At 67.6% G+C, this 20,232-nt stretch carries 15 protein-coding genes; 8 read left to right on the forward strand and 7 right to left on the reverse strand.

Annotated elements, in window-relative coordinates:
- The first annotated feature begins 260 nt into the window (after window positions 1-260).
- Genes tilS through GIW57_RS17520 form a run of 3 tightly spaced genes read left to right on the forward strand, consistent with a single transcriptional unit; the run spans window position 261 to window position 2,712 of the window.
- Window positions 261-1,547 (forward strand): tRNA lysidine(34) synthetase TilS, encoded by a 1,287-nt coding sequence (gene tilS / locus GIW57_RS17510; RefSeq protein ID WP_236512148.1) that lies wholly within the window; start codon window positions 261-263, stop codon window positions 1,545-1,547.
- A gap of 36 nt (window positions 1,548-1,583) precedes the next feature.
- Window positions 1,584-1,844 (forward strand): exodeoxyribonuclease VII small subunit, encoded by a 261-nt coding sequence (locus GIW57_RS17515; protein WP_006381978.1) that lies wholly within the window; start codon window positions 1,584-1,586, stop codon window positions 1,842-1,844.
- Window positions 1,834-2,712 carry a farnesyl diphosphate synthase gene (locus tag GIW57_RS17520; RefSeq protein ID WP_165377762.1) on the forward strand — a complete coding sequence of 293 codons (879 nt, stop codon included), beginning with the start codon at window positions 1,834-1,836 and terminating at the stop codon, window positions 2,710-2,712. The genes GIW57_RS17515 and GIW57_RS17520 overlap by 11 nt, the downstream gene beginning before the upstream one ends.
- 70 nt (window positions 2,713-2,782) lie before the next feature.
- On the opposite strand, the gene GIW57_RS17525 is transcribed toward GIW57_RS17520, so the two are convergent.
- Both GIW57_RS17525 and pmbA read right to left on the reverse strand, forming a co-directional pair.
- Window positions 2,783-3,145 carry a DUF4870 domain-containing protein gene (locus GIW57_RS17525; protein ID WP_108265702.1) on the reverse strand — a complete coding sequence of 121 codons (363 nt, stop codon included), beginning with the start codon at window positions 3,143-3,145 and terminating at the stop codon, window positions 2,783-2,785.
- A gap of 87 nt (window positions 3,146-3,232) precedes the next feature.
- On the reverse strand, window positions 3,233-4,600 hold the full coding sequence (pmbA, locus tag GIW57_RS17530; RefSeq protein ID WP_236512150.1) for a metalloprotease PmbA: 1,368 nt from the start codon (window positions 4,598-4,600) through the stop codon (window positions 3,233-3,235).
- A gap of 68 nt (window positions 4,601-4,668) precedes the next feature.
- Between pmbA and yjgA the strand changes: the two genes are divergently transcribed.
- A complete protein-coding gene (gene yjgA / locus GIW57_RS17535) occupies window positions 4,669-5,259 on the forward strand; it encodes a ribosome biogenesis factor YjgA (RefSeq protein ID WP_089236366.1) in 591 nt (196 codons plus the stop codon).
- Window positions 5,260-5,300: 41 nt separating this feature from the next.
- Here yjgA and tldD read toward each other — a convergent pair whose 3' ends face one another.
- The 4 genes from tldD to GIW57_RS17555 form a co-directional block, all read right to left on the reverse strand.
- A complete protein-coding gene (tldD, locus tag GIW57_RS17540; protein ID WP_100461169.1) occupies window positions 5,301-6,746 on the reverse strand; it encodes a metalloprotease TldD in 1,446 nt (481 codons plus the stop codon).
- 64 nt (window positions 6,747-6,810) lie between these two features.
- The gene (locus GIW57_RS17545) at window positions 6,811-10,677 is read right to left on the reverse strand and encodes a YhdP family protein (protein ID WP_236512151.1); all 3,867 of its coding nucleotides are present in this window, start codon (window positions 10,675-10,677) and stop codon (window positions 6,811-6,813) included.
- 30 nt (window positions 10,678-10,707) lie between these two features.
- Complete coding sequence (rng, locus tag GIW57_RS17550; protein WP_025879287.1) at window positions 10,708-12,195, reverse strand: ribonuclease G; 1,488 nt, start codon at window positions 12,193-12,195, stop codon at window positions 10,708-10,710.
- Window positions 12,188-12,796, reverse strand: coding sequence for a Maf family nucleotide pyrophosphatase (locus tag GIW57_RS17555; protein ID WP_089236369.1), 609 nt, complete (start codon window positions 12,794-12,796; stop codon window positions 12,188-12,190). Before GIW57_RS17555 ends, rng begins: the two co-directional genes overlap by 8 nt.
- Before the next feature lie 130 nt (window positions 12,797-12,926).
- Between GIW57_RS17555 and GIW57_RS17560 the strand changes: the two genes are divergently transcribed.
- From GIW57_RS17560 to arcD, 4 genes are all read left to right on the forward strand, one after another.
- Window positions 12,927-13,664 (forward strand): SIMPL domain-containing protein, encoded by a 738-nt coding sequence (locus tag GIW57_RS17560; protein ID WP_025879289.1) that lies wholly within the window; start codon window positions 12,927-12,929, stop codon window positions 13,662-13,664.
- A 221-nt stretch (window positions 13,665-13,885) separates the two neighbouring features.
- A complete protein-coding gene (locus GIW57_RS17565; protein WP_236512152.1) occupies window positions 13,886-14,539 on the forward strand; it encodes an energy transducer TonB in 654 nt (217 codons plus the stop codon).
- 216 nt (window positions 14,540-14,755) lie between these two features.
- On the forward strand, window positions 14,756-17,581 hold the full coding sequence (locus tag GIW57_RS17570; protein ID WP_025879291.1) for a TonB-dependent receptor: 2,826 nt from the start codon (window positions 14,756-14,758) through the stop codon (window positions 17,579-17,581).
- Window positions 17,582-17,689: 108 nt separating this feature from the next.
- Window positions 17,690-19,111 (forward strand): arginine-ornithine antiporter, encoded by a 1,422-nt coding sequence (arcD, locus tag GIW57_RS17575; protein ID WP_236512154.1) that lies wholly within the window; start codon window positions 17,690-17,692, stop codon window positions 19,109-19,111.
- Between the two features lie 49 nt (window positions 19,112-19,160).
- Here arcD and GIW57_RS17580 read toward each other — a convergent pair whose 3' ends face one another.
- Window positions 19,161-20,120 carry an alpha/beta hydrolase gene (locus GIW57_RS17580; protein ID WP_236512156.1) on the reverse strand — a complete coding sequence of 320 codons (960 nt, stop codon included), beginning with the start codon at window positions 20,118-20,120 and terminating at the stop codon, window positions 19,161-19,163.
- Window positions 20,121-20,232 lie beyond the last annotated feature (112 nt).

The raw sequence follows: 20,232 nt of genomic DNA on the forward strand, positions 1-20,232 counted from the left end.
TACAACCACCGTCGGCTGCACAGTGCCAACGGCCTTGTGCCACCTGCGCTCCACGAAGCGCAGGTGGCCTGAACGCCCCTTGAGAGTGTCCAGAAGTACTTGACCACCACAGGTTCACGGCGTCCCCTGCAACCGGACCCACCCCGCCATCCCACGGAATGCCCGCTGTTGCTTTGGCCGTTGCAGTTGCCGTTGCCCTGGCATCGGCAGGTGCAGGGCGCAGCCCTGCCGGCTCACCCACCCACCCTATACTTGCCGCCGTGACCGCCTTCCCGACCCTCGTTCCGCTGGATGCACCGCTGCTGGTCGGCTACAGCGGTGGGCTGGATTCGACCGTGCTGCTGCACTGGCTGTGGCAATCGGCGCAGGCCGCCGGCACGCCCTTGCGTGCCATCCATGTCCACCACGGTCTGCAACCCGCTGCCGATGATTGGGTGCGCCACTGCCAGCAGCAATGTGCTGCGCTGGGCATCGAACTGGCCGTGCACCGCGTGCAGGTCACGCGTGATGGCGGCCATGGCCTCGAAGGTGCCGCCCGGCTGGCACGCCGCGCTGCATTCGCCGCCGAGTTGCAGCCTGCGGAAACCCTCGCGCTGGCCCAGCACCAGGATGACCAGGCCGAGACCTTCCTGCTGCGCGCGTTGCGCGGCTCGGGCATTGATGGGCTGGCGGCGATGACCGCTGACAGCCGCCTTGATGGCCATCGCCTGTGGCGGCCGTTGCTCGCTGTGCCTCGCAGCAGCCTGCAGACCTACGCCACGACTCACGGCCTGCACTGGATCGAAGACCCCAGCAACGGCGAAGACGACGCTGACCGCAATTTCCTGCGTCTGCGGGTGTTGCCACTGCTGCGCCAGCGCTGGCCACATGCCACCGCCGCATTGGCTGGCAGCGCCGCGCATAGCGCGCAGACGCGGGCGCTGCTCGACGAAGAAGATGCCGAGCTGCTCGCTCACCTGGAAGTAGCACCCCGGGTGCTGTCGCTGGAGCTGCTGCGCCAGGTCGCACCGGAACGTGCTGCGCGCGTGCTGCGTGCGTGGGTACGCCAGCACAACGCAGCACCGCTGCCGGCGCACGTACTGCGGCAGGCGCAGAACGAACTGATGGTCGCCGGCGCCGATCGGCAATCGCAGGTGCGTTGGCAACAGCACGCCATCCGCCAGTGGCGCCAGCACGCCTACCTGCTGCCGGCAGAGCTGCCGTCACTGCCGAAGGACTGGCAGGCGGCGTGGGATGGCCGCAAGCCGCTGCAGCTGCCCGACGGCGGCCAGCTGCGCCTGCTCGGCACGGACGGCTTCGAACACCCGCTGCAACTGCGCGCCCGTCAGGGCGGCGAACGCATTGTGCTGCCCGGGCGTACGCATTCATCCGCGTTGAAGGACTGCCTGCAGCGCGAGCACCTGGCGCCCTGGCGACGCGCTCAGCTGCCCCTGTTGTTCGACCAAGAGCAGCTGCTGGCGGCCGCCGACGTGGTTGTTTCCGCACCGCTGCAGGCGTGGCTGCAGGCACGTAATGCACAGTTGCAGTGGCATCCGGGCGGCTGGTGAATTGACCCTCGCGCGCGCGCCGTCCACACTTGTCGCATGGCCAAGAAGTCCCCCGAAAACGCCTCCCCGGTCGCCCAGTTCGAGCAGTCGCTCGAATCGCTGGAACAACTGGTGGAACAGATGGAAACCGGCGAGCTGAGCCTGGAAGCGTCGCTCAGTGCTTACGAACGTGGCGTCGGTCTGTACCGCCAGTGCCAGCAGGCGCTGGAGCAGGCCGAGCTGCGCGTGCGCCTGCTCAGCGATCCGGCCCAGCCCGAAACCGCCGAACCCTTCGATCCGCCCAGCCATGACGGCTGAGGCGTTGTTCGCGCGCTGGCGCGACCGTATCGAAAGCCAGCTCGACGCCGCCCTGCCCTCGCCGGCCGAGGCCCCGCAACGCCTGCACCAGGCGATGCGCTATTCCGTGCTCGGTGGTGGCAAGCGCATGCGCCCCTTGCTGGTCTATGCCGCCGGCCAGGTGTTCGGCGCACCGCTGGACAAGCTTGATGCCGCAGCGATGGCGGTGGAGCTGATCCACGCCTATTCGCTGGTGCACGACGACCTGCCGGCCATGGACGACGACGCTCTGCGCCGTGGCAAGCCCACCACCCACATTGCCTTCGACGAAGCCACCGCGATCCTCGCCGGTGACGCATTGCAGACCCGTGCGTTCGGCCTGCTGGCCGATGCGCCCCTGCCGGCGGCATTGCGTGTGGCATGCCTGCAGACCCTGGCCCATGCCTCCGGCGCGGCCGGCATGTGCGGCGGCCAGGCGCTGGATATTGATGCCACCGGCCAGCAGCAGTCGCTGGCAGCCCTCACCCGCATGCATGCGCTGAAGACCGGTGCGCTGATCCGCGCTGCGGTACGCATGGGCGCGCTGTGCGGTGATGCGCCCGAACCCGTGCTGGCCCAGCTCGACGGTTTCGCCGATGCGCTCGGCCTGGCCTTCCAGGTCCGCGATGACATCCTCGATGTCGAAGCCAGTTCCGAGCAGCTGGGCAAGACCGCCGGCAAGGACCAGGCCCAGGACAAGAGCACCTTCCCTGCCCTGCTCGGCATGGACGGCGCCAAGGCGCAGCTGCGCGAACTGTCCGCGCACATGCAGCAGGCGCTGGCGGGCTATCACGAAGAAGCCGATGCGCTGCGCGCGCTGGCCACGCTGGCGGTGGAACGCGACCACTGAGGCAGCGTGCCGCCACCAACAAAAAACGCCCGGCAGTGCCGGGCGTTTTCGTATCCGCGTACAGCCTGTCTTACTTGATCAGGCGCAGCGCGAACGGGTAACGGTAGGTCTCGCCGTTGTTCGCCTTCACCGCAGCGATGATGCTGAAGACCAGGCTGAGCAGGCCGACGATCGGCGCCAGGAACGCACCGATGACCACGAAGGTCAGGATGATGCAGGCGAACATCGCGATGGCGACGGTGATCTGGAAGTTCAGCGCTTCCTTCGACTGGTCGGTGACGAAGGCCTTGCTGGCGTCATCCTTGTTGATCAGCCAGATGACCAGGGCGCCGATGAAACCGGTGAAGATGCCCAGCAGATGCGCCGCCAGGGCCATGGTGCGCTGGTCGGCCGGTACGCTGCTCGCCGCCGGGACGTTCTCGAATTCGCTCACGACAAAACTCCTTTTTATTGGGTGGTCTTGACCGACCGGCGGCAAGCCGGTCGCGTCAGGCGGGCCTAGCTTACGCCATCAATGGCATCAATCATTGCCGGCGATCGTCATCCGCCCCACCAGGATCGAGCCGGTGCGGATGTGCGAGCGCGGATCGACGTCGCTGCCGACCGCCTCGATGGCCATGAACATGTCCCGCAGGTTGCCGGCGATGGTGATGCCGTCCACCGGATACTGGATCTGGCCGTTCTCCACGCGGAAGCCGCCGGCGCCGCGAGAGTAGTCGCCGGTCACCCCGTTCACCCCCTGCCCCATCAGCTCGGTCACCAGCAGGCCGTCGCCCATCTGCGCGGCGATGTCCTGCAGCGAACCGGCATTGGCCGCCAGCTGCAGGTTGTGCACGCCGCCGGCATTGGCGGTGGTCTGCAGGCCCAGCTTGCGTGCCGAATAGCTGCCCAGCACGTAGCGCTGCAGCACGCCGTCGCGGACCAGGGCCGACGCGCGCGTGGCCACGCCGTCGCCGTCGAAGGCGGCCGAGCGCAGGCCGCGGCGCAGGTGCGGCAGCTCCTCGATCTGCATCCAGTCGGGGAACAGCTGCTGGTCGACACTGTCCAGCAGGAAGCTGGCCTGACGGTACAGTGCGCCGCCGGACACCGCCGACAGCAGATGGCCCACCAGGCTGCGCGCCACTTCCGGCGCGTACAGCACCGGCATGCTGCCGGTCGGCAGCGAACGTGGCTGCAGGCGGGCAACCGTGCGCTCGGCGGCGCGGCGACCGACGCTGGCCGGATCTTCCAGGTCCTCGCGGGCCAGTGCGCCGGTGTACCAGCCGTCGCGCTGCATGCCGTCGCCGGTGCCGGCGATCAGCGCACAGCCGATCGAATGGTGGGTACCGCGCTCGCGGCCGATGAAGCCGTGCGAATTGGCATAGACCGACACGCTCTGCATGCTCGACACCGAGGCGCCATCGGAATTGCGGATCTGCGCATCGGCTTCGCGGCCCGCTGCCTCGCAGGCCAGTGCCAGGTCCACAGCCTCGTCAGCCTGCAGCTCCCAGGGGTGCCAGCCGTCCAGATCGGGGAAGTCGCGGGCCATCAATCCGGCCTCGGCCAGGCCGGCGGCCGGGTCGTTCTCGGTATGGCGGGCGATCGCGCAGGCCTGCTCGACGGTGGCCAGCAGGCTGGCCTCATGCAGGTCGGCGGTGCTGGCACTGCCCTTGCGCTGGCCGAAGTAGACGGTCACGGCAATGCCGCGGTCACGGGTGGACTGCACGGTCTCGACCTCGCCGAGACGGACATTGACCTCCAGCCCGCGGTCTTCGCTGCAGCTGACTTCGGCCTGGCTGGCGCCCAGCGCGCGGGCACGCTGCAGCAGCTGCTGGGAGATGTCGGCCAGCCGTTCCAGCCGGGCCGGGCTGTCGTCGCCGACGGCAACTTCAGGGGCGATCACGTTCAATGCTTTATCCTGTGCGGGTTGGGCCCGGCATCACGCCGGGCGACTTTTTTTGAAATCAGGTATGGACGATGCGCGGACGAGACGAAGAAACCGGTGAATTCCACGACAAGAGCCGCAGCCAGAACCGGCGCGATGCGCTCGACGTCCTGGCCCTGGGCGAGAAGCTGGTGTCGCTGACCCCGGCCCAGCTGGCGCGCCTGCCGATCCCGGAAGACCTGCTGCCGCACATCGCCGAGTGCAAGCGGATCACCGCCCATATCGCGCACAAGCGGCAGCTGGCGTTCCTGGCCAAGCACATGCGCCGCGAGGACGATGCCGCGCTGGACGCGATCCGCGATGCGCTGGACGCCAACAGCGACACCGGTCGCCGCGAAGTGGCGATGATGCACCGTGCCGAAGACTGGCGCGAACGCCTGATGAACGAGGGCGACACCGCGCTGGCCGCACTGCTCAACGATTACCCGCAGGCCGACCGCCAGCAGCTGCGCACGCTGGTGCGCAACGCCCAGGCCGAAAAGGCCAAGAACAAGCCGCCGCGCGCCTACCGCGAAATCTTCCAGGTGCTGCGCGCGCTGATGTTGCCGGCCGCGCTGGGCCTGAAGGCATCCGGTGAGGATGTCGAGGCGGACGCGCCGGTCGACGACGCCGACGAGGACTGAGTCCCCGTCGGGCATGGCGGTGGCTGTGGCCATCGCCGTGCTCAGGCCTGGGTACCGCCGACGGTGATGCCCTCGATCAGCAGCGAAGGCTGGCCGACACCGACCGGCACGCTCTGCCCGTCCTTGCCGCAGATGCCCACGCCCTCGTCCAGGGCCAGGTCGTTGCCGACCATGCGCACCTTCTGCATGGTTTCCGGGCCGTTGCCGATCAGGGTCGCGCCCTTCACCGGCGCGGTGATCCGGCCATCCTCGATCAGGTAGGCCTCGGTGGCCGAGAACACGTACTTGCCGCTGGTGATGTCGACCTGGCCGCCGCCGAAATTGACTGCGTACAGGCCCTTCTTCACCGAACGGATCATTTCCTGCGGATCGTGCTGGCCGGCGCGCATGTAGGTGTTGGTCATGCGCGGCATGGTCATGTGCGCGAACGATTCACGACGCCCGTTGCCGGTCGGGGCCACGCCCATCAGCCGCGCGTTGAGGCTGTCCTGCATGTAGCCGACCAGGATGCCGTCCTCGATCAGCGTGGTGCACTGGGTCGGATGGCCTTCGTCATCGATGTTGAGTGAACCACGGCGCCCATCCAGGGTGCCGTCGTCGACGATGGTCACGCCCGGGGCGGCCACGCGCTCTCCGATCCTGCCGGCGTAGACACTGGTGCCCTTGCGGTTGAAGTCACCTTCCAGGCCATGGCCGACCGCCTCGTGCAGCAGCACGCCCGGCCAGCCCGGCCCCAGCACCACCGGCATCACCCCGGCCGGTGCCGGCACCGCCTCCAGGTTCACCAATGCCTGCCGCAGCGCCTCGCGGGCGAAGGCTTCCGGGCGGCCATCGGCAAACAGGGTTTCATAGCCGTAGCGCCCACCGCCGCCGGAGTAACCCGACTCACGGCGACCGTTCTGTTCAACGATAACCTGCACGTTCAAGCGCACCAACGGGCGCACGTCGGCGCCCAGCACACCATCGGTGCGGGCAACCAGCACGGTATCGACGCCACCTGACAGGCTGACCATCACCTGCTTCACGCGCGGGTCGGCCGCGCGCAGGTAGCCGTCCAGGCGCTTGAGCACCTCGACCTTGGCTTCGTTGCCGATGCCGTCGATCGGGTCCAGTGCCGGATACAGCACGCGCGCATCGCCGCGCAGCAGCGAGCGTCCGGTCTGTGCGCCACCTTCGCGCGAGATCGCACGTGCCGACTGCGCCGCCGCCAGCAGTGCACCGGCGTGGATGTCATCGGAATAGGCAAAGCCGGTCTTCTCGCCGGCAATCGCGCGCACACCTACGCCCTGCTCGATGGAATGGGCGCCGTCCTTGACGATGCCGTCTTCCACGCTCCAGCTTTCGCGCCGGGCGTGCTGGAAATACAGGTCGCCGAAGTCCACACCGGGGCCGAGCAGTTGGCCGAAGGTGCGCTCCAGGCCAGCGGTATCCAGGCCACCGGGGCGCAACAGGCGATCTTGGGCAAGCGTCAGGGCGTTGTCAGTCATGGTCTCGATCTGGGGGTGTGAAGGCGGCCAGGCAAGCCCGCCAGGGGAAACGGGGACGCCGGACTCAGCGCGGCGGCGGTTCGGTGACGGTCGGCGGCACGGTCGGCAATGGTTGTATGCGCGGCGGCGGTGCCGGCGCTGGCGCGCGTTCGCGGCTGCGCTCGATCACCTCCACCTTGGGCTCCTTCCACGGGCCGGTCACCTTGTAGGTGCGGGCGCCGATCTCGCCCAGTGGCTTGGACAATACCGCATTGGTGGCGGCGCCCAGCGCCGCGCCTACCGGGCCGCCGGCCACCGCACCGACCACGGTCAGCAGGTTGCCCGCGCGCGGGTTGACGTCGATGGTCTGGTCGAACTGCTGCTTGCGGAGGTCGGCCTCGCCACGGATCGTGATGTTCGCTGCCGGCCCTTCGATCAGCACCTTGTCGGTACGCGCCATGCCGTCGCCGAACTGCACGCTGCCCTCGACCTGGTTGAACGCGAAACCCTTGGAGAAGAAGTCGCGGAAGTCGAACATCAGCCGCCGCGGCAGCTGGGCGACGCTGAGCAGGCCCAGCACGCGGCCGGCACCCGGTTCCAGCTCCAGCAGCTGGCCATTGCGGGCGTTCACATCTAGCTGGCCCTGCAGGTTGCCCAGCTGGAAATCGGAAGGACCACCGGGCCACGACGCCTGCAGCTGGGCGTGGCCGGAGCCGCCGCGCAGCTGGCCGCCGTAGTCGAGGTTCTGCAGCAACCCGCCGAGGTCTTCACTGCGCACCTGCGCATCAAGCGCGGTGCGCGAGCCGCCGCCCTTGCCCAGCCAACGGCCACGGATGTCGATCTCCTGGCTGGGGGCACGGAAGCGTAGTTCTTCCACGCTCAGGCCATTGGCGATCGGCCGCGTGCGCAGCACTGCCTGGCCCAGCACCACCTTGCCGAACTTCAGGTCGGCGATGTCCAGTGCGAACGGCGGCAGCTTGGCCGGGTCCATGTCGTCGGCACCGGCCTGCACCCGTGCCGGTGCCGCGGTGGCTCCGGGAAGGGTCGGCAACGATTGCCAGTACACCCGCTCGAGCTGGCCGCTGATGGTGCCGCCATCGGCGTTGGGTACGGTCAACTTGCCAGCCAGCGAGGGGCCATCCAGGCGCACGTCCAGCGCCTGCGGGCCGGGGTGCAGCTGCAGGCGGGTCTGCTCGAACACGCCGCCGATCAGCATCAGCTGGCCGACCTGTACGTCCACTGCACGCAGCGGCATCGGATCGCCATCGCCACCGGCACCACGGGCCAGGCCGATCCATTCCAGTGCATCCAGCGTCGGGCTGCGGCCATTGATGGTCAGCCCGCTGGGCGGCGGTTCGCGGTCAACACGGTCGCTGCCCAGGGTGACCTGCACGCCGGTCTGGTTGTTGTGGCTGCGCGCGGCCAGCGCCAGACGCTGGCCGAATGCCACGTCGATGCGGCCAGCACCCATCGGCAACTGCGCGGCCACGGTGGTCGGCAGCGGCTCGCTGGCCGGTTTCTGCAGCGGTGCCGGCAGGTCCAGGCGGGTGCCCACCAGATCCGAGCGCAGGCGCAACTCGCTTGGTGGTGCGGGCGCACCCGGCGCGACCTTCGGCAGGTTCACCGCGATGGTCCACGGCGACGTGCCATTGATGTAGGGCTTCAGCCACGCCATTTCCGGTGCGCGGTCGATCAGCACGCCCGCATCGAGCGTGGCGGCCAGTTCCGATTCGAAGGCCAGCTTGGGGTCACGCACGAAACCACCGGCGCGCAGGCTCAGCCGGCCGTCCTGGCCGAGGTGGCGCACGGTCAGCTCCTCGGCGGCGAAGCCGGCGTTGCTGTAGCGGGCCTGCCCGCGCATGTTGTCGAATTCCAGCTGGAAGCGCTTGTCGACCAGCTTCAGCCCAGCCAGGTCCACCGTGCCCTGCAGGTGGCCACCACCCTGGTCATGATGCAGAGGCTGCAGCAGGTCGAAATGCACGTTGGCCGGGCCGCTTGCCGCGAGGTTGTCCAGGGTGTCGCCGTATTCCTTGTGCAGCGGACTCTGCCGCAGCATTGCCAGCAGCTTGCCGGCATCGCCCTGGCTGTCGGCGCGCACATACAGCGGCTGCTGGCCGAAATCCTGGATGCCGGCTTCGAACTTCTGTACCGCTACGCCGGCCAGATCGCCGCGGCCCTGCATGTGGAAGCCTGGGCCGATGAAGGCGACATCGGCGTCCACCTGGCTCATCAACGGCCAGTCGTGCTGGAAGCGGATGTCCCCGTTGGTGATGTGGCCGGTGGCCTCGAAGCGGCCGTCGTTGTTGTCGAACGGCCAATCGTCCAGGTCACCGCTGACCAGGCCGATGCCGTTGCGCACCTGGCCACCGGCCAAGGCCATGTCCAGCCAGTCGGTGGCGCCCTTGCTCATTTTGGAATGGATCCAGAAACGCTTGGCGGCGGTCATCGGCACGTCGTCCAGCTTGGCCGCCAGCTGCATCCACGGCCGGGTGCCATCGCCCTGGAACCAGAGCCCACCGCGCACGTCGGCGGCGTAGTCGGTGCCTTCCACGCGCATCGCCGGGGTGCCGATGCGCCAGCCACCACCCTCGTCGCGCCAACCGACGATCTGCCCGGCCAGATGCAGATCGTGGCGCACACCGAAACCGGTCGGCCAATCGAACTGCAGCTGGCGTTGCGGCTGCAGCTGCAGGCTGAAGCCATCGGCATCGCCCTCGAAGCGGCCGCCCAGGCCGCGCAGGCCCGGCGAGTTGCCAACGCTGGCAAAGCCCAGCGACTGCAGTTCGCCCTGTACCGACAACGGGCCATCCTGCTGACCGCGCACCTGCAGCTGCGCCACGTCCAGCTGCGGCTTGGCCAGGTACAGCCAATGGCGCAGGCCCGCATCCAGCCGGTCGCTGAGTGCCAGCGCGCGCAGAGCGATACCCGCCTGCGCCGCCCCGGCCTGCACCTGCATCTGCTTGCCCAGCCGCACGTGCAGGCCGTCCAGCTGCTGCTGGCTGCCATCGGCCTGCAGGCGCAGGCGAGGCACCTGCAGCGCCCAACCGTCTGCGGCCCGCTGCCAGCGCAGGCGCGCCTGCAGCCGTTGCAGCTGCATCTGCGGAGCCGCGATGCCGGGCATCGGCGCGCCTTCGATACGCAGATCACGCAGGTCCGAATCGGTGGTCAGCGCCACCGGCGCGAAATCCCGCAGGGTCAGCCACAGGTTGAGTTCGCCCTTGCCCTCGCGCAGGCGCATGCCACCGGCCGCCAGCAACGGCGACCAGGCGCGGAAATCAACCGGGTCGGCGCCCAGCCAGGCCTGGCCGTTGCCGCGCTGGCGATCCAGGTCCAGCACCGCCGTCAGCGGCAAGGCGTCGGTCTGTGCCCAGGCACGCACGCCCACCCGCAGGCGGTCGCCATCCACGCGCAGGCGCAGGTCGATGCGCGGCAGGGTGGTGTCCACGCCCAGCGCAGGTGCATGCACGCCCAGGCGGCCGCCAATCACCTGCAGTTCGCCCAGCCGGCGCAACGCATCCAGCGGATCGCCGCCAGCGCTGGACTGCGGCAGGCCACGCACCGACCAGCGGCCATCGGCGGCCTGCTGCAGGTCCAGCGCCAGGCCGCGCAGGCGCAGTTCGGTCAGCGAGCGGCCCGGCAACAGGCCGCTGTACATCGACACCAGCACCTCGGCTTCGCCGATGGCCAGGCCCTGGCCCGCGCCGATGCGCAGGCCCTTCAACTGCAACAGTGGACCGCGTCGGGTCCAGGTGGTGTCCAGGCGTTCGAAGCGCACCGGTTGTCCGGCGCGCGCACTCAGCCAGGCCGCGATCCTGTCCGGATGGCGCTCAGCCAGCGGCAGCAGCTGGCTGAGGGTGCCGACCAGCAGGGCAAGCCCGACCAGGCCGACCGCGCATGCGGCGATGAAATGACGGCGGATCCTTCGCAGTCGCAGGCGCGGCGGCGCGCTCATCGGCCACCGGAAGCAGACAGTCGGCCTGGATCAGAGCAGAACAACATCGAACTGCTCCTGCAGGTACTGCTCATCCGCCTGGAAGCGGATGCTCTTGCCGAGGAACTCCTCCAGCTCGGCCACGGCCGTGGATTCCTCATCGGTGATCCGCGCCACCACCTTGCTGGAGGCGATCACCAGCAGGCGCGCGGCATCGAACTGGCGCACCGCACGGGTGATCTCGCGGAAGATTTCGTAGGTCACCGTTTCGGTGGTCTTGATGGTGCCGCGGCCACTGCACTGCGGGCAGGTCTCCGACAGCTGGCGCTCCAGGCTTTCCACCGTGCGCTTGCGGGTCATCTCCACCAGACCCAGCGGCGAGAAGTCGTACACCGTGGTCTTGGCATGGTCGCGGGCCAGCGCCTTCTCCAGGGTACGCAGCACCTGGCGGCGATGCTCGGCATCATCCATGTCGATGAAGTCGATGATGATGATGCCGCCCAGGTTGCGCAGGCGCAGCTGCCTGGCCACCGCCTGCGCGGCCTCCAGGTTGGTGCGGAACACCGTCTCTTCCAGGTTGCGCTGGCCGAGGAACGAGCCGGTATTGACGTCGATCGTGGTCATCGCCTCGGTCTGGTCGATCACCAGATAGCCACCCGACTTCAGCGGTACCTGCTTGTCCAGCGCACGGCCGATCTCGTCCTCGACCCCGAACATGTCGAAGATCGGTCGATCACCGCTGTACAGCTCGATCTTCTCGGCCAGCACCGGCATGTACTTGGCCACGAAGGCCTGCAGCTGGGCGAAGGTCTCCTTGGAGTCCACCTTCACCTTGTCCACGTCCTTGCGGATCAGGTCGCGCACCGAGCGCAGCGGCAGGCTCAGGTCTTCATAGATGTTGCTGCACGACGCCGCCTCGCGGCCACGGCGCTCGACTACGTTCCACACCCGTGACAGGTAGGCGATGTCTTCAGCGATGGCCTCGGCCGGCTGGCCTTCGGCATTGGTGCGCACGATGTAGCCGTAGCCACCGTGCTGGGCCGACAGTTCGGTCACCAGCGCCTTCAGCCGCGCGCGCTCACCTTCGTCCTCGATGCGCGCCGACACGCCCACCACCTTCGATTGCGGCAGCAGCACCATGTAGCGCGAGGGGATGCTGATCTGGGTGGTCAGGCGTGCGCCCTTGGTCCCGATCGGATCCTTCACCACCTGCACCACGATGTCCTGGCCGTCGCGCAGCAGCTCCACGATCGGCACGCTGGACGGCGGCGGCAGCGTCGTGTTCTCGGTGTCGGCACTGGCCACCGGCGCCGGCCGCACCACGTCGTTGGCGTGCAGGAACGCAGCGCGCTCCAGCCCCACCTCGACGAATGCCGCCTGCATGCCCGGCATGACCCGCTGCACCTTGCCCTTGTAGATGTTGCCGACCACACCCCGGCGCCAACCGCGCTCGATGTGCAGTTCCTGCAGCATGCCGTTCTCGATCACCGCGACCCGGGTTTCGCGCGGGGTCACATTGACCAGGATTTCCTCAGACATCGGCAGCCTCCCTGGCGGCATCAGCAGTTGGGGCCAGCACGCCGCAGCGGGCCAGCAGACGATCGGTATGCAGCAACGGCAGCCCCATGACACCGGAGTAGCTGCCGGAAAGGTGTTCGATCCAGCGCTCGGCGCCGCCCTGGATGGCATAGGCGCCCGCCTTGTCCAGCGGCTCGCCGGTGGCGACGTAGGCGGCGATGTCGGCCGCATCGATCGCGGCGAAGGTGACCTCGGAAACGACCAGTTCGCTGTCCAGCCCCTGCGCGTCGACCACCACCACGGCGGTCATCACCTGATGGGTGCGCCCGGCCAGCCGCGCCAGCATCGCCCGCGCGTCGGCGGCGTCGGCCGGCTTGCCGAACACGTCGCCATCGAGCACCACTTCGGTATCCGAGCCCAGCACCCGTGCCTGCGGGTCATCGGCCAGCACCCGCGCCAGGCCGGCGCGCGCCTTGTCGGCGGCGACCCGGCAGACATAGTCCTGGGCACTTTCAGAGGCCGCGCGCTGCTCGACGACCTCCAGGTCCAAGGCCTGGAAAGGGCGTCCGAGTCGGGCCAGCAGCTGGTTGCGTCGGGGGGAGCGGGAAGCAAGATAGAGCATCGACACAGCATAACCTGACGCCGGTACCTGAATCGTCGGACAATCCTTCCCCGGCGCCTGCAACCCCGAACGGACTCACAGCGCGTTCATCGCTACGACACCACCCTCACCGCCACAACAAGGAGATCCCATGCGCCGCACCGCCACCCCGCTGCTGCTTGCCCTGTCCCTCGCTCTTGGAGCTTCGATGACCGCCCATGCCGACCCGTCGTCGCCGTCGATCGCCGCCGCGGCCGAAGGCACGCTGCTGAACATCTCGGCCAACGCCGAAGCCACCCGCGTGCCGGACGTGGCGACCCTGTCGGCCGGCGTGGTCACCCAGGCCGCCGACGGCAACAGCGCGATGCGCCAGAACGCCCAGCAGATGGACAAGGTACTGGCCGCGATCAAGGCCGCCGGCATCGCCGAGCGCGACGTGCAGACCAGCGGCGTCAGCCTCAATCCGCAGTACCGTTATGCCGACAACGAAGCACCGAAGATCACCGGCTACCAGGCCAGCAACACCGTCAGCCTGAAGGTCCGCGACATCGCCAAGCTCGGCAAGGTGCTGGATGCGCTGGCCGCGCAGGGCGCCAACCAGATCAACGGCCCGCAGTTCGAGATCGACCAGCCCGAACCGGTCTATGACGAAGCCCGCCTGGCGGCACTGAAGAAGGCCCAGGCCCGCGCCCAGACCTATGCGAAGTCGCTTGGGCTGCAGGTGCGCCGCATTGTCAGCATCTCCGAGAACGCCGGTGGCGGTTTCCGCCCGATGCCGATGATGCGTGCGCAGGCCGCCGGCATGGCAATGGACAAGGCCACCCCGGTCGCCCCGGGTGAGTCGACCGTCTCGGTGAACCTGGACGTGGTGTTCGAACTGGGCCGCTGAGGCCCCTGCCCGCTTCCTGCAACGGCGCCCTGCGGGGCGCCGTTTTCGTTTCCGCGGCTGCCGTGCGCGCCTCACTAGATGAAGGCCAGCTCAACGCTGCCGCCCCTGCCTCTAGGCAGTGGTGGAGGCGGCGCGCTAATGATTGACTGCCAGCCGCGTGCGGCAACCCCGATGGCGGCCCTGGTGCGTTGAGGACTTCAACACTGGCATGGAGGTGGAACATGGTTCGTACGTATCCCGTAGTACCCCTGCACTTCGATCCCGCCCGCGTTGCCGCCTGGAGTGCGGCCATCGCCCTGCATCTGCTTGCTTTCCTGATGTTGCTGATTCCGGCGACCTACCAGGCCGTCACCGCACTTCCACGCGACCAGACCACGATCCGGTTCATCCCGAAGGAAGAACCGAAGCCCGAGCCCGTCCCCTTGCCGCCCAAACCTGAAAAGGTGGAAGTGGTGCAGAAGCAGCAGGCCGTGCCGGTCCCGCCAACACTGCCAGCGCCCACCGCGACCGTCGAAGAGGCCCAGGGCATCATCCTGCCGGCCGCCGAGCCGACAGTGGTGCAGGCGGCGCCGACGATCGCCCCGTCCGCGCCGTTGGCCGGTGCCCAGCTGCAGTACCGCAGCAACCCGCCGCCCAGCTACCCGATCCAGGCGCTGCGCAACCACGAGCAGGGCACGGTGCTGCTGCGGGTGGAGGTGGACCCCAGCGGGCAGCCGGTGAATGTCAGCATCGAACGCAGCAGCGGCTCGCGCAGCCTGGACCAGGCCGCGCGCCAGCAGGTGCTGCGCCACTGGCGTTTCGTGCCGGCCGAGCGTGATGGCATGGCCGTTCCGGCCATCGGCATGGTGCCGGTGCAGTTCTCCCTGCCCGACTGAGCCAGAGGCCGGCCCGGCAGCGCGCCGGGCCGGCCACAACGGTGAATGGGCCGGAACAGAGCCAATCTGCCCGGTTATTTGAACTTCGTTGGAAAACCGTTACGAATTTAGTAAAACTTCACACCTCCGTCACCTGCCGGAAACCTAGATTGACGCGTCCCGGGACACACCGGAGACAGCCCTCAATGCTCGAGTTTTCCAGTCAGGAGAGAAGCTGTGAAACACCCGATCCAACGGCCCGCCAGCCGCCGCCGCAACCACCTGGCAACGTCCATCACCCATATCCTCACCGGCGGCGCCCTGCTGCTCGCCGGGGCCGTGGCTTCCTCTTCTGCATTCGCGCAGGAACAGGCCACCAACCTTGACCGGATCACCGTCACCGGTTCGAACATCCCGCGCACCAACACCGAAACACCGTCGCCGGTGCAGGTGGTGACCCGCCAGGAAATCGATCGCACCGGCAAGACCACGGTGGCCGAGTACCTGCAGACCCTGACCGCTGACGGTTCCGGTTCGATCCCGAAGACCTTCGGCAACGGCTTCGCCGGTGGTGGCGCAGGCATTTCGCTGCGCGGCCTCGGTGCCGGCTCCACGCTGGTGCTGTTGAACGGGCGCCGCATGGCGACCTATGGCCTGGCCGATGACGGCCAGAAGGTATTCACCGACCTCAGCACCATTCCCCTCGACGCCGTCGAGCGCGTGGAAGTGCTGAAGGATGGCGCCTCGGCGATCTATGGCTCCGATGCCATCGCCGGCGTGGTCAACATCATCCTGCGCAGCGACTTCCAGGGCGGCATCCTGCGTGCCTCCTACGGCACCTCCGGTGATGGCGACGGCAATGCCAAAAAGGCCACCCTGACCGCCGGTACCGGCGATCTGGCCACCGATGGCTGGAATGCGTTCTTCAGCCTGGATGTCGGCAAGACCGACGCGATCAAGATCAGCGACCGCAAGAACCGCAAGTGGATCGGCACCGGCGACATCCGTCCGTGGGGCTATGGCAACAATGCCCAGTTCCTGGGTGGCGCCTACCTCAATAACCGCACCAGCGGCGGTGTCGGTCCGAACGGCTCGGTGTTCGACGACCGCGTTCCGCCGGGCACCTCCGCGCAGCTGGTTCCGCTGCCGGGTTGCCAGGGCCTGACCACCATCGGTGGCCAGACCGACGCTTCAGTGGCTGCCCAGGGCTGCCTGTGGGATCCGAACCAGCAGTACCGCGACCTCACCCCTGAAGAGAAGTACGTCAACGTGTTCGGCCGTGCCAGTTTCGCCTTCGGCGAAGGCGGCGAGGTCTACACCGAGATCGGCTACTCGAAGAAGGAAACCACCTTCAGCAACACCCCGTCCGGCGTGTCCGGCAGCTGGGGCTACCCGGAAGGTCCGCGCAATGCCAGCAGCGGTCCGGGTGCTGTGGTGCTGTCGCCGACCCACCCGGACAACCCGATCCAGGGCCAGGCCTCGCGCCTGCGCTATTCGGCATGGGATGTCGGTCCGCGCGTGACCAACAACACCAACGAGTTCAACCGCTTGCTGGTGGGCGTGAAGGGCAACTGGGGTGACTGGAGCTACGACACCGCCTACCTGCACTCGGGCACCGACCTGACCAACAAGCGCACCGGCTTCCTGCGTTACAGCGCTGTGCAGTGTGCGTTGGGCAACCCGAACTGCGCCGGCGGCGTGTGGCGCATCGGCGACAACGCCAACCTCAACTCTCAGGCGCTGTACGACTACATCTCGCCGCAGATCAGCGCACGCGCCAAGTCCAGCCTGGACATGTTCGACTTCACCATCTCGCGCAGCCTGATGGACCTGAAGGGCGGCCCGCTGGGCCTGGCCTTCGGTACCGAGTGGCGCAAGACCAGCAACAGCCTGACCCCGCAGACCTACACCGACCAGGGTGACATCATCGGCCTGGGCTATTCGGCCTATGACGGCACCCAGAACGTGTATGCCGGCTACGTCGAGCTGTCCGCGCCAGTGCTGGAGCAGTTGGAACTGTCGGCCGCCATGCGCTACGACAAGTACGAAAGCGGTGAAGGCAAGGCCACGCCGAAGCTGGGCGTGAAGTGGACCCCGGCAGACTGGATCGCCCTGCGCGCCAGCTACGCCGAAGGCTTCCGCGCGCCGAACCCGGCCGAGAACGGTGACGGTGGCCTGGCTGCCTTCTCCAACGCCCGTGATCCGGTGCGTTGCGCCGCCAGTCCGGCCGCCGATGTCGGCACCAACTGCAGCTCGCGGCCGGTGGCGATCATCACCCGTCCGAACAAGGACCTGAAGCCGGAAGAGTCCAAGAGCTACTCGGTCGGCATCGTGCTGCAGCCGACCTCCAGCACCTCGCTGACCGTCGATGCGTGGCAGATCAAGCGCACCAACGAAATCGCCCAGGGCGCCACCGCTGATGCCATCGCCGCCGGCAACGTGCTGCGTGACATCGACCTGATCAACGGCATTGCTGGCACCGGCAGCATCCTGGCGGTCAACACCGCGTACATCAACGCGGCCTCCACCCGCGTGCGCGGTATCGACACTGATATCCGCCAGACCTTCGACATCGGTCCGGGCCAGCTGGAGATGGACCTGCAGTGGAGCCACGTGCTCAAGTTCGAGCGCACCGACGCTGACGTCACCGTCGACTACGCCGGTACCCACGGCAACTGCGACGTGACCAACTGCATCGGCACGCCGAAGGACCGCATCAACTTCGGCACCACCTGGAAGCAGGGCAACTGGAGCGTCAGCGGCGTTGCCAACTACATCTCGAAGATGGACAACAAGGACTTCCGTGGTCCGGACGGCTCGTACCAGTTCTCCTATGCCGACGGTACCGACGTCACCAAGATCTCCTCGTTCACCACCTTCGACCTGTCCGGCCGCTGGAACATCACCGAAGCCTTCGAGCTGAACGCCTCGGTGGCCAACGTGTTTGATCGCATCGCTCCGCTCGATCCGACCACCTACGGTGGCGTGAACTACAACCCGCTGCACTTCAGCGGTGCCATTGGTCGCTACTTCACCGTCGGCGCCAAGTACACCTTCAAGTAATCCTGCTGCAGCGTCACCCGCAAAGGCCCGGGCTCACGCCCGGGCCTTTGCTTTTCTATACACCCGTCAGCGTCCATCATGGGGGCACCTTCTCCTGCGACAGGCACGATGCCCTCCTCCACTCAACGCCTTGGCCTGGCCGCACTGACCGCGCTGGTGGTCGGTTCGATGGTGGGCGCCGGCATCTTCTCGCTGCCGCAGAACGTGGCGCGCAGCGCCGGCCCGGCCGCCGCGCTGATCGGCTGGGCGGTGAGCGGTGCCGGCATGTTGATGCTTGCCTTCGTGTTCCAGGCCCTGGCCAATCGTCGCCCCGACCTGGACACCGGCATCTATGCGTACGCGCGCGAAGGCTTCGGCAACTACATCGGTTTCTCCGCCGCGTGGGGCTACTGGGTCGCTTCGGTACTCGGCAACGCCAGTTTCTTCGTACTGATCTTCAGCGGTCTCGGCCACTTCGCACCGGTGTTCGGCGAAGGCAATACACCGGCCGCCATCGCCGCATCGTCGCTGCTGCTGTGGACCGTGCACCTGCTGGTACTGCGCGGCCTGCGCACTGCGGCGATCATCAATGGCCTGGTCACCGTGGCCAAGCTGGTGCCGATCGCGCTGTTCCTGATTCTGGCAGCCGGCGCATTCCGCATGGACGTGTTCCGCGCCGACTTCTTCGGCGCTCCCGCGCTGGGCGACATGGGCCAGCAGCTGCGCGGGATGATGCTGGTCACCGTGTGGGTGTTCATCGGCATCGAAGGTGCCAGCATCTATTCGCGGCGCGCGGCACGACGCGCCGATGTCGGCCGCGCCACCGTGATCGGCTTCATCGGCGTGTGGCTGCTGCTGGTGCTGGTCAGCCTGCTGTCGATGGGTGTGCTGTCGCAGGCCGAACTGGCCGGCCTGCCCAATCCCTCGATGGCCTATGTGCTGCGCGCGATCGTTGGCGAATGGGGAGCGACGGTGATCATCATCGGCTCGATCATCTCGGTACTGGGCGCGCTGCTGGCGTGGGTGCTGCTGTGCGCCGAAGTGCTGTTTGCCGCCGCTGGCGATGGCACGATGCCGGCCTTTCTCGGCCGCGAGAACGCGCGCGGCGTGCCCGCCAATGCGCTGTGGTTGAGCAACGGCCTGATCCAGCTGTTCCTGCTGCTGGTGCTGTTCAATTCGGGCAGCTACACCAGCCTGGTGCTGCTGGCGGCGTCGATGAGCCTGGTGCCGTACTTCCTGTCCAGCGCATTCGGCGTGAAGCTGGCCTGGCAGGGCGAGGCCTACGCCAGCGCGGCCGGCGCCCGCTGGCGCGACTTCATCGTCGCGCTGCTGGCCAGCGCCTATGCGTTGTGGCTGGTGTATGCCGGTGGCCTGGACAACCTGCTGCTGTCGGTACTGCTGTATGTGCCGGGCGTGGTGCTGTACGCGTTGACCCGGCGCCAGCGCGGCGAGCGGGTGTTCACACGCTGGGAGTGGGTGCTGTTCGGCGCGATCCTGGTGGTGGCGATCGCAACGCTGATGGCATTCTGGAAAGGCCAGCTGACGCTGTAGAACCAAGCCCGCGCTCGGCTTCGCGCAGGCAGCAGGGCATGGCTCGGCTCTACAACCGGCGTTTCGGCAGCATGCCGATGTCGTGCATCCAGCGTTCGGCCAGGCTGGGCCATGCCGACACCGGCGCATCTTTCAGGCGCAGGCCGAACGCGTGGCCGCCACGCGCGAACAGGTGCATTTCAACCGGCACGCCGGCGTCGATCAGTGCGCGCTGATAGGTCAATGCGTGACGGACATCGTCCGTCGGGTCATCGGCGGCCTGCACGATGAATGTCGGCGGCACATTGGCATCGACCACGATGTCTTTTTCCAGCGAATCGTCCTTGCGTACCCAGAGATGCCCTGGATACAGCAGCATCGCGAAATCCGGCCGGCTGGACTGCGCATCTGCCGCATCCAGCGGTGCATAGCTGCGCTGCGCATGCGTGCTCAACCCGGCCACCACATGGCCGCCGGCCGAGAAGCCGATCACGCCCAACCGTTGCGGATCGATGTTCCAGTGCGCGGCCTGCGCACGCAGCAGGCCCATTGCCCGTTGCGCATCCTGCAATGCCATCGGCACGGCGGGAATGTCGCGGCAGTTGCATTCGCGATTCCAGTTCGGTCCCGAGGCGGGTACGCGATACTTCAGCAACGCGCAGGTGATGCCCTGTGCGGTGAGCCAACCACAGATCTCGCTGCCTTCCAGGTCGATCGCCAGCACGTTGTAGCCACCGCCCGGTACCACCATCACTGCGGTGCCGCTGGGCGTGCCTTTCGCCGGGAACACGGTGAGCGTGGGCACGGCCACGTTCTGCAGCATCCTCCAGTGCTCGCCACTGGCCTTGGAGACGGTTTCGCTGACCTGCTCGGGGCCTTTCAGCTTCGGCGGTGCCATCACCTGGCCATCGGGCCAGAGAGGAAATTCAGTGGTACCGGCCGGCGGTTGCCAGGTGGTTGGCGCGCCAGCAGATGCGGTCAATGGCAGCAGGACCATCAGCAGGAAAAATGCAAAACGAAACGCGCGCATCGTCAACATCCACGTGATGGACCTGCAGTGTAGAGTCGAGTCCGCTCGAAAAACCGAGCGCAATGCATCCGCGCATGGCGCGGATCTACCGCCGCACGCGACTGCACGGCAC

Origin of the sequence: Stenotrophomonas sp. PA-6-5C (assembly GCF_021605635.1) — a bacterium.
GTDB lineage: Bacteria > Pseudomonadota > Gammaproteobacteria > Xanthomonadales > Xanthomonadaceae > Stenotrophomonas > Stenotrophomonas lactitubi.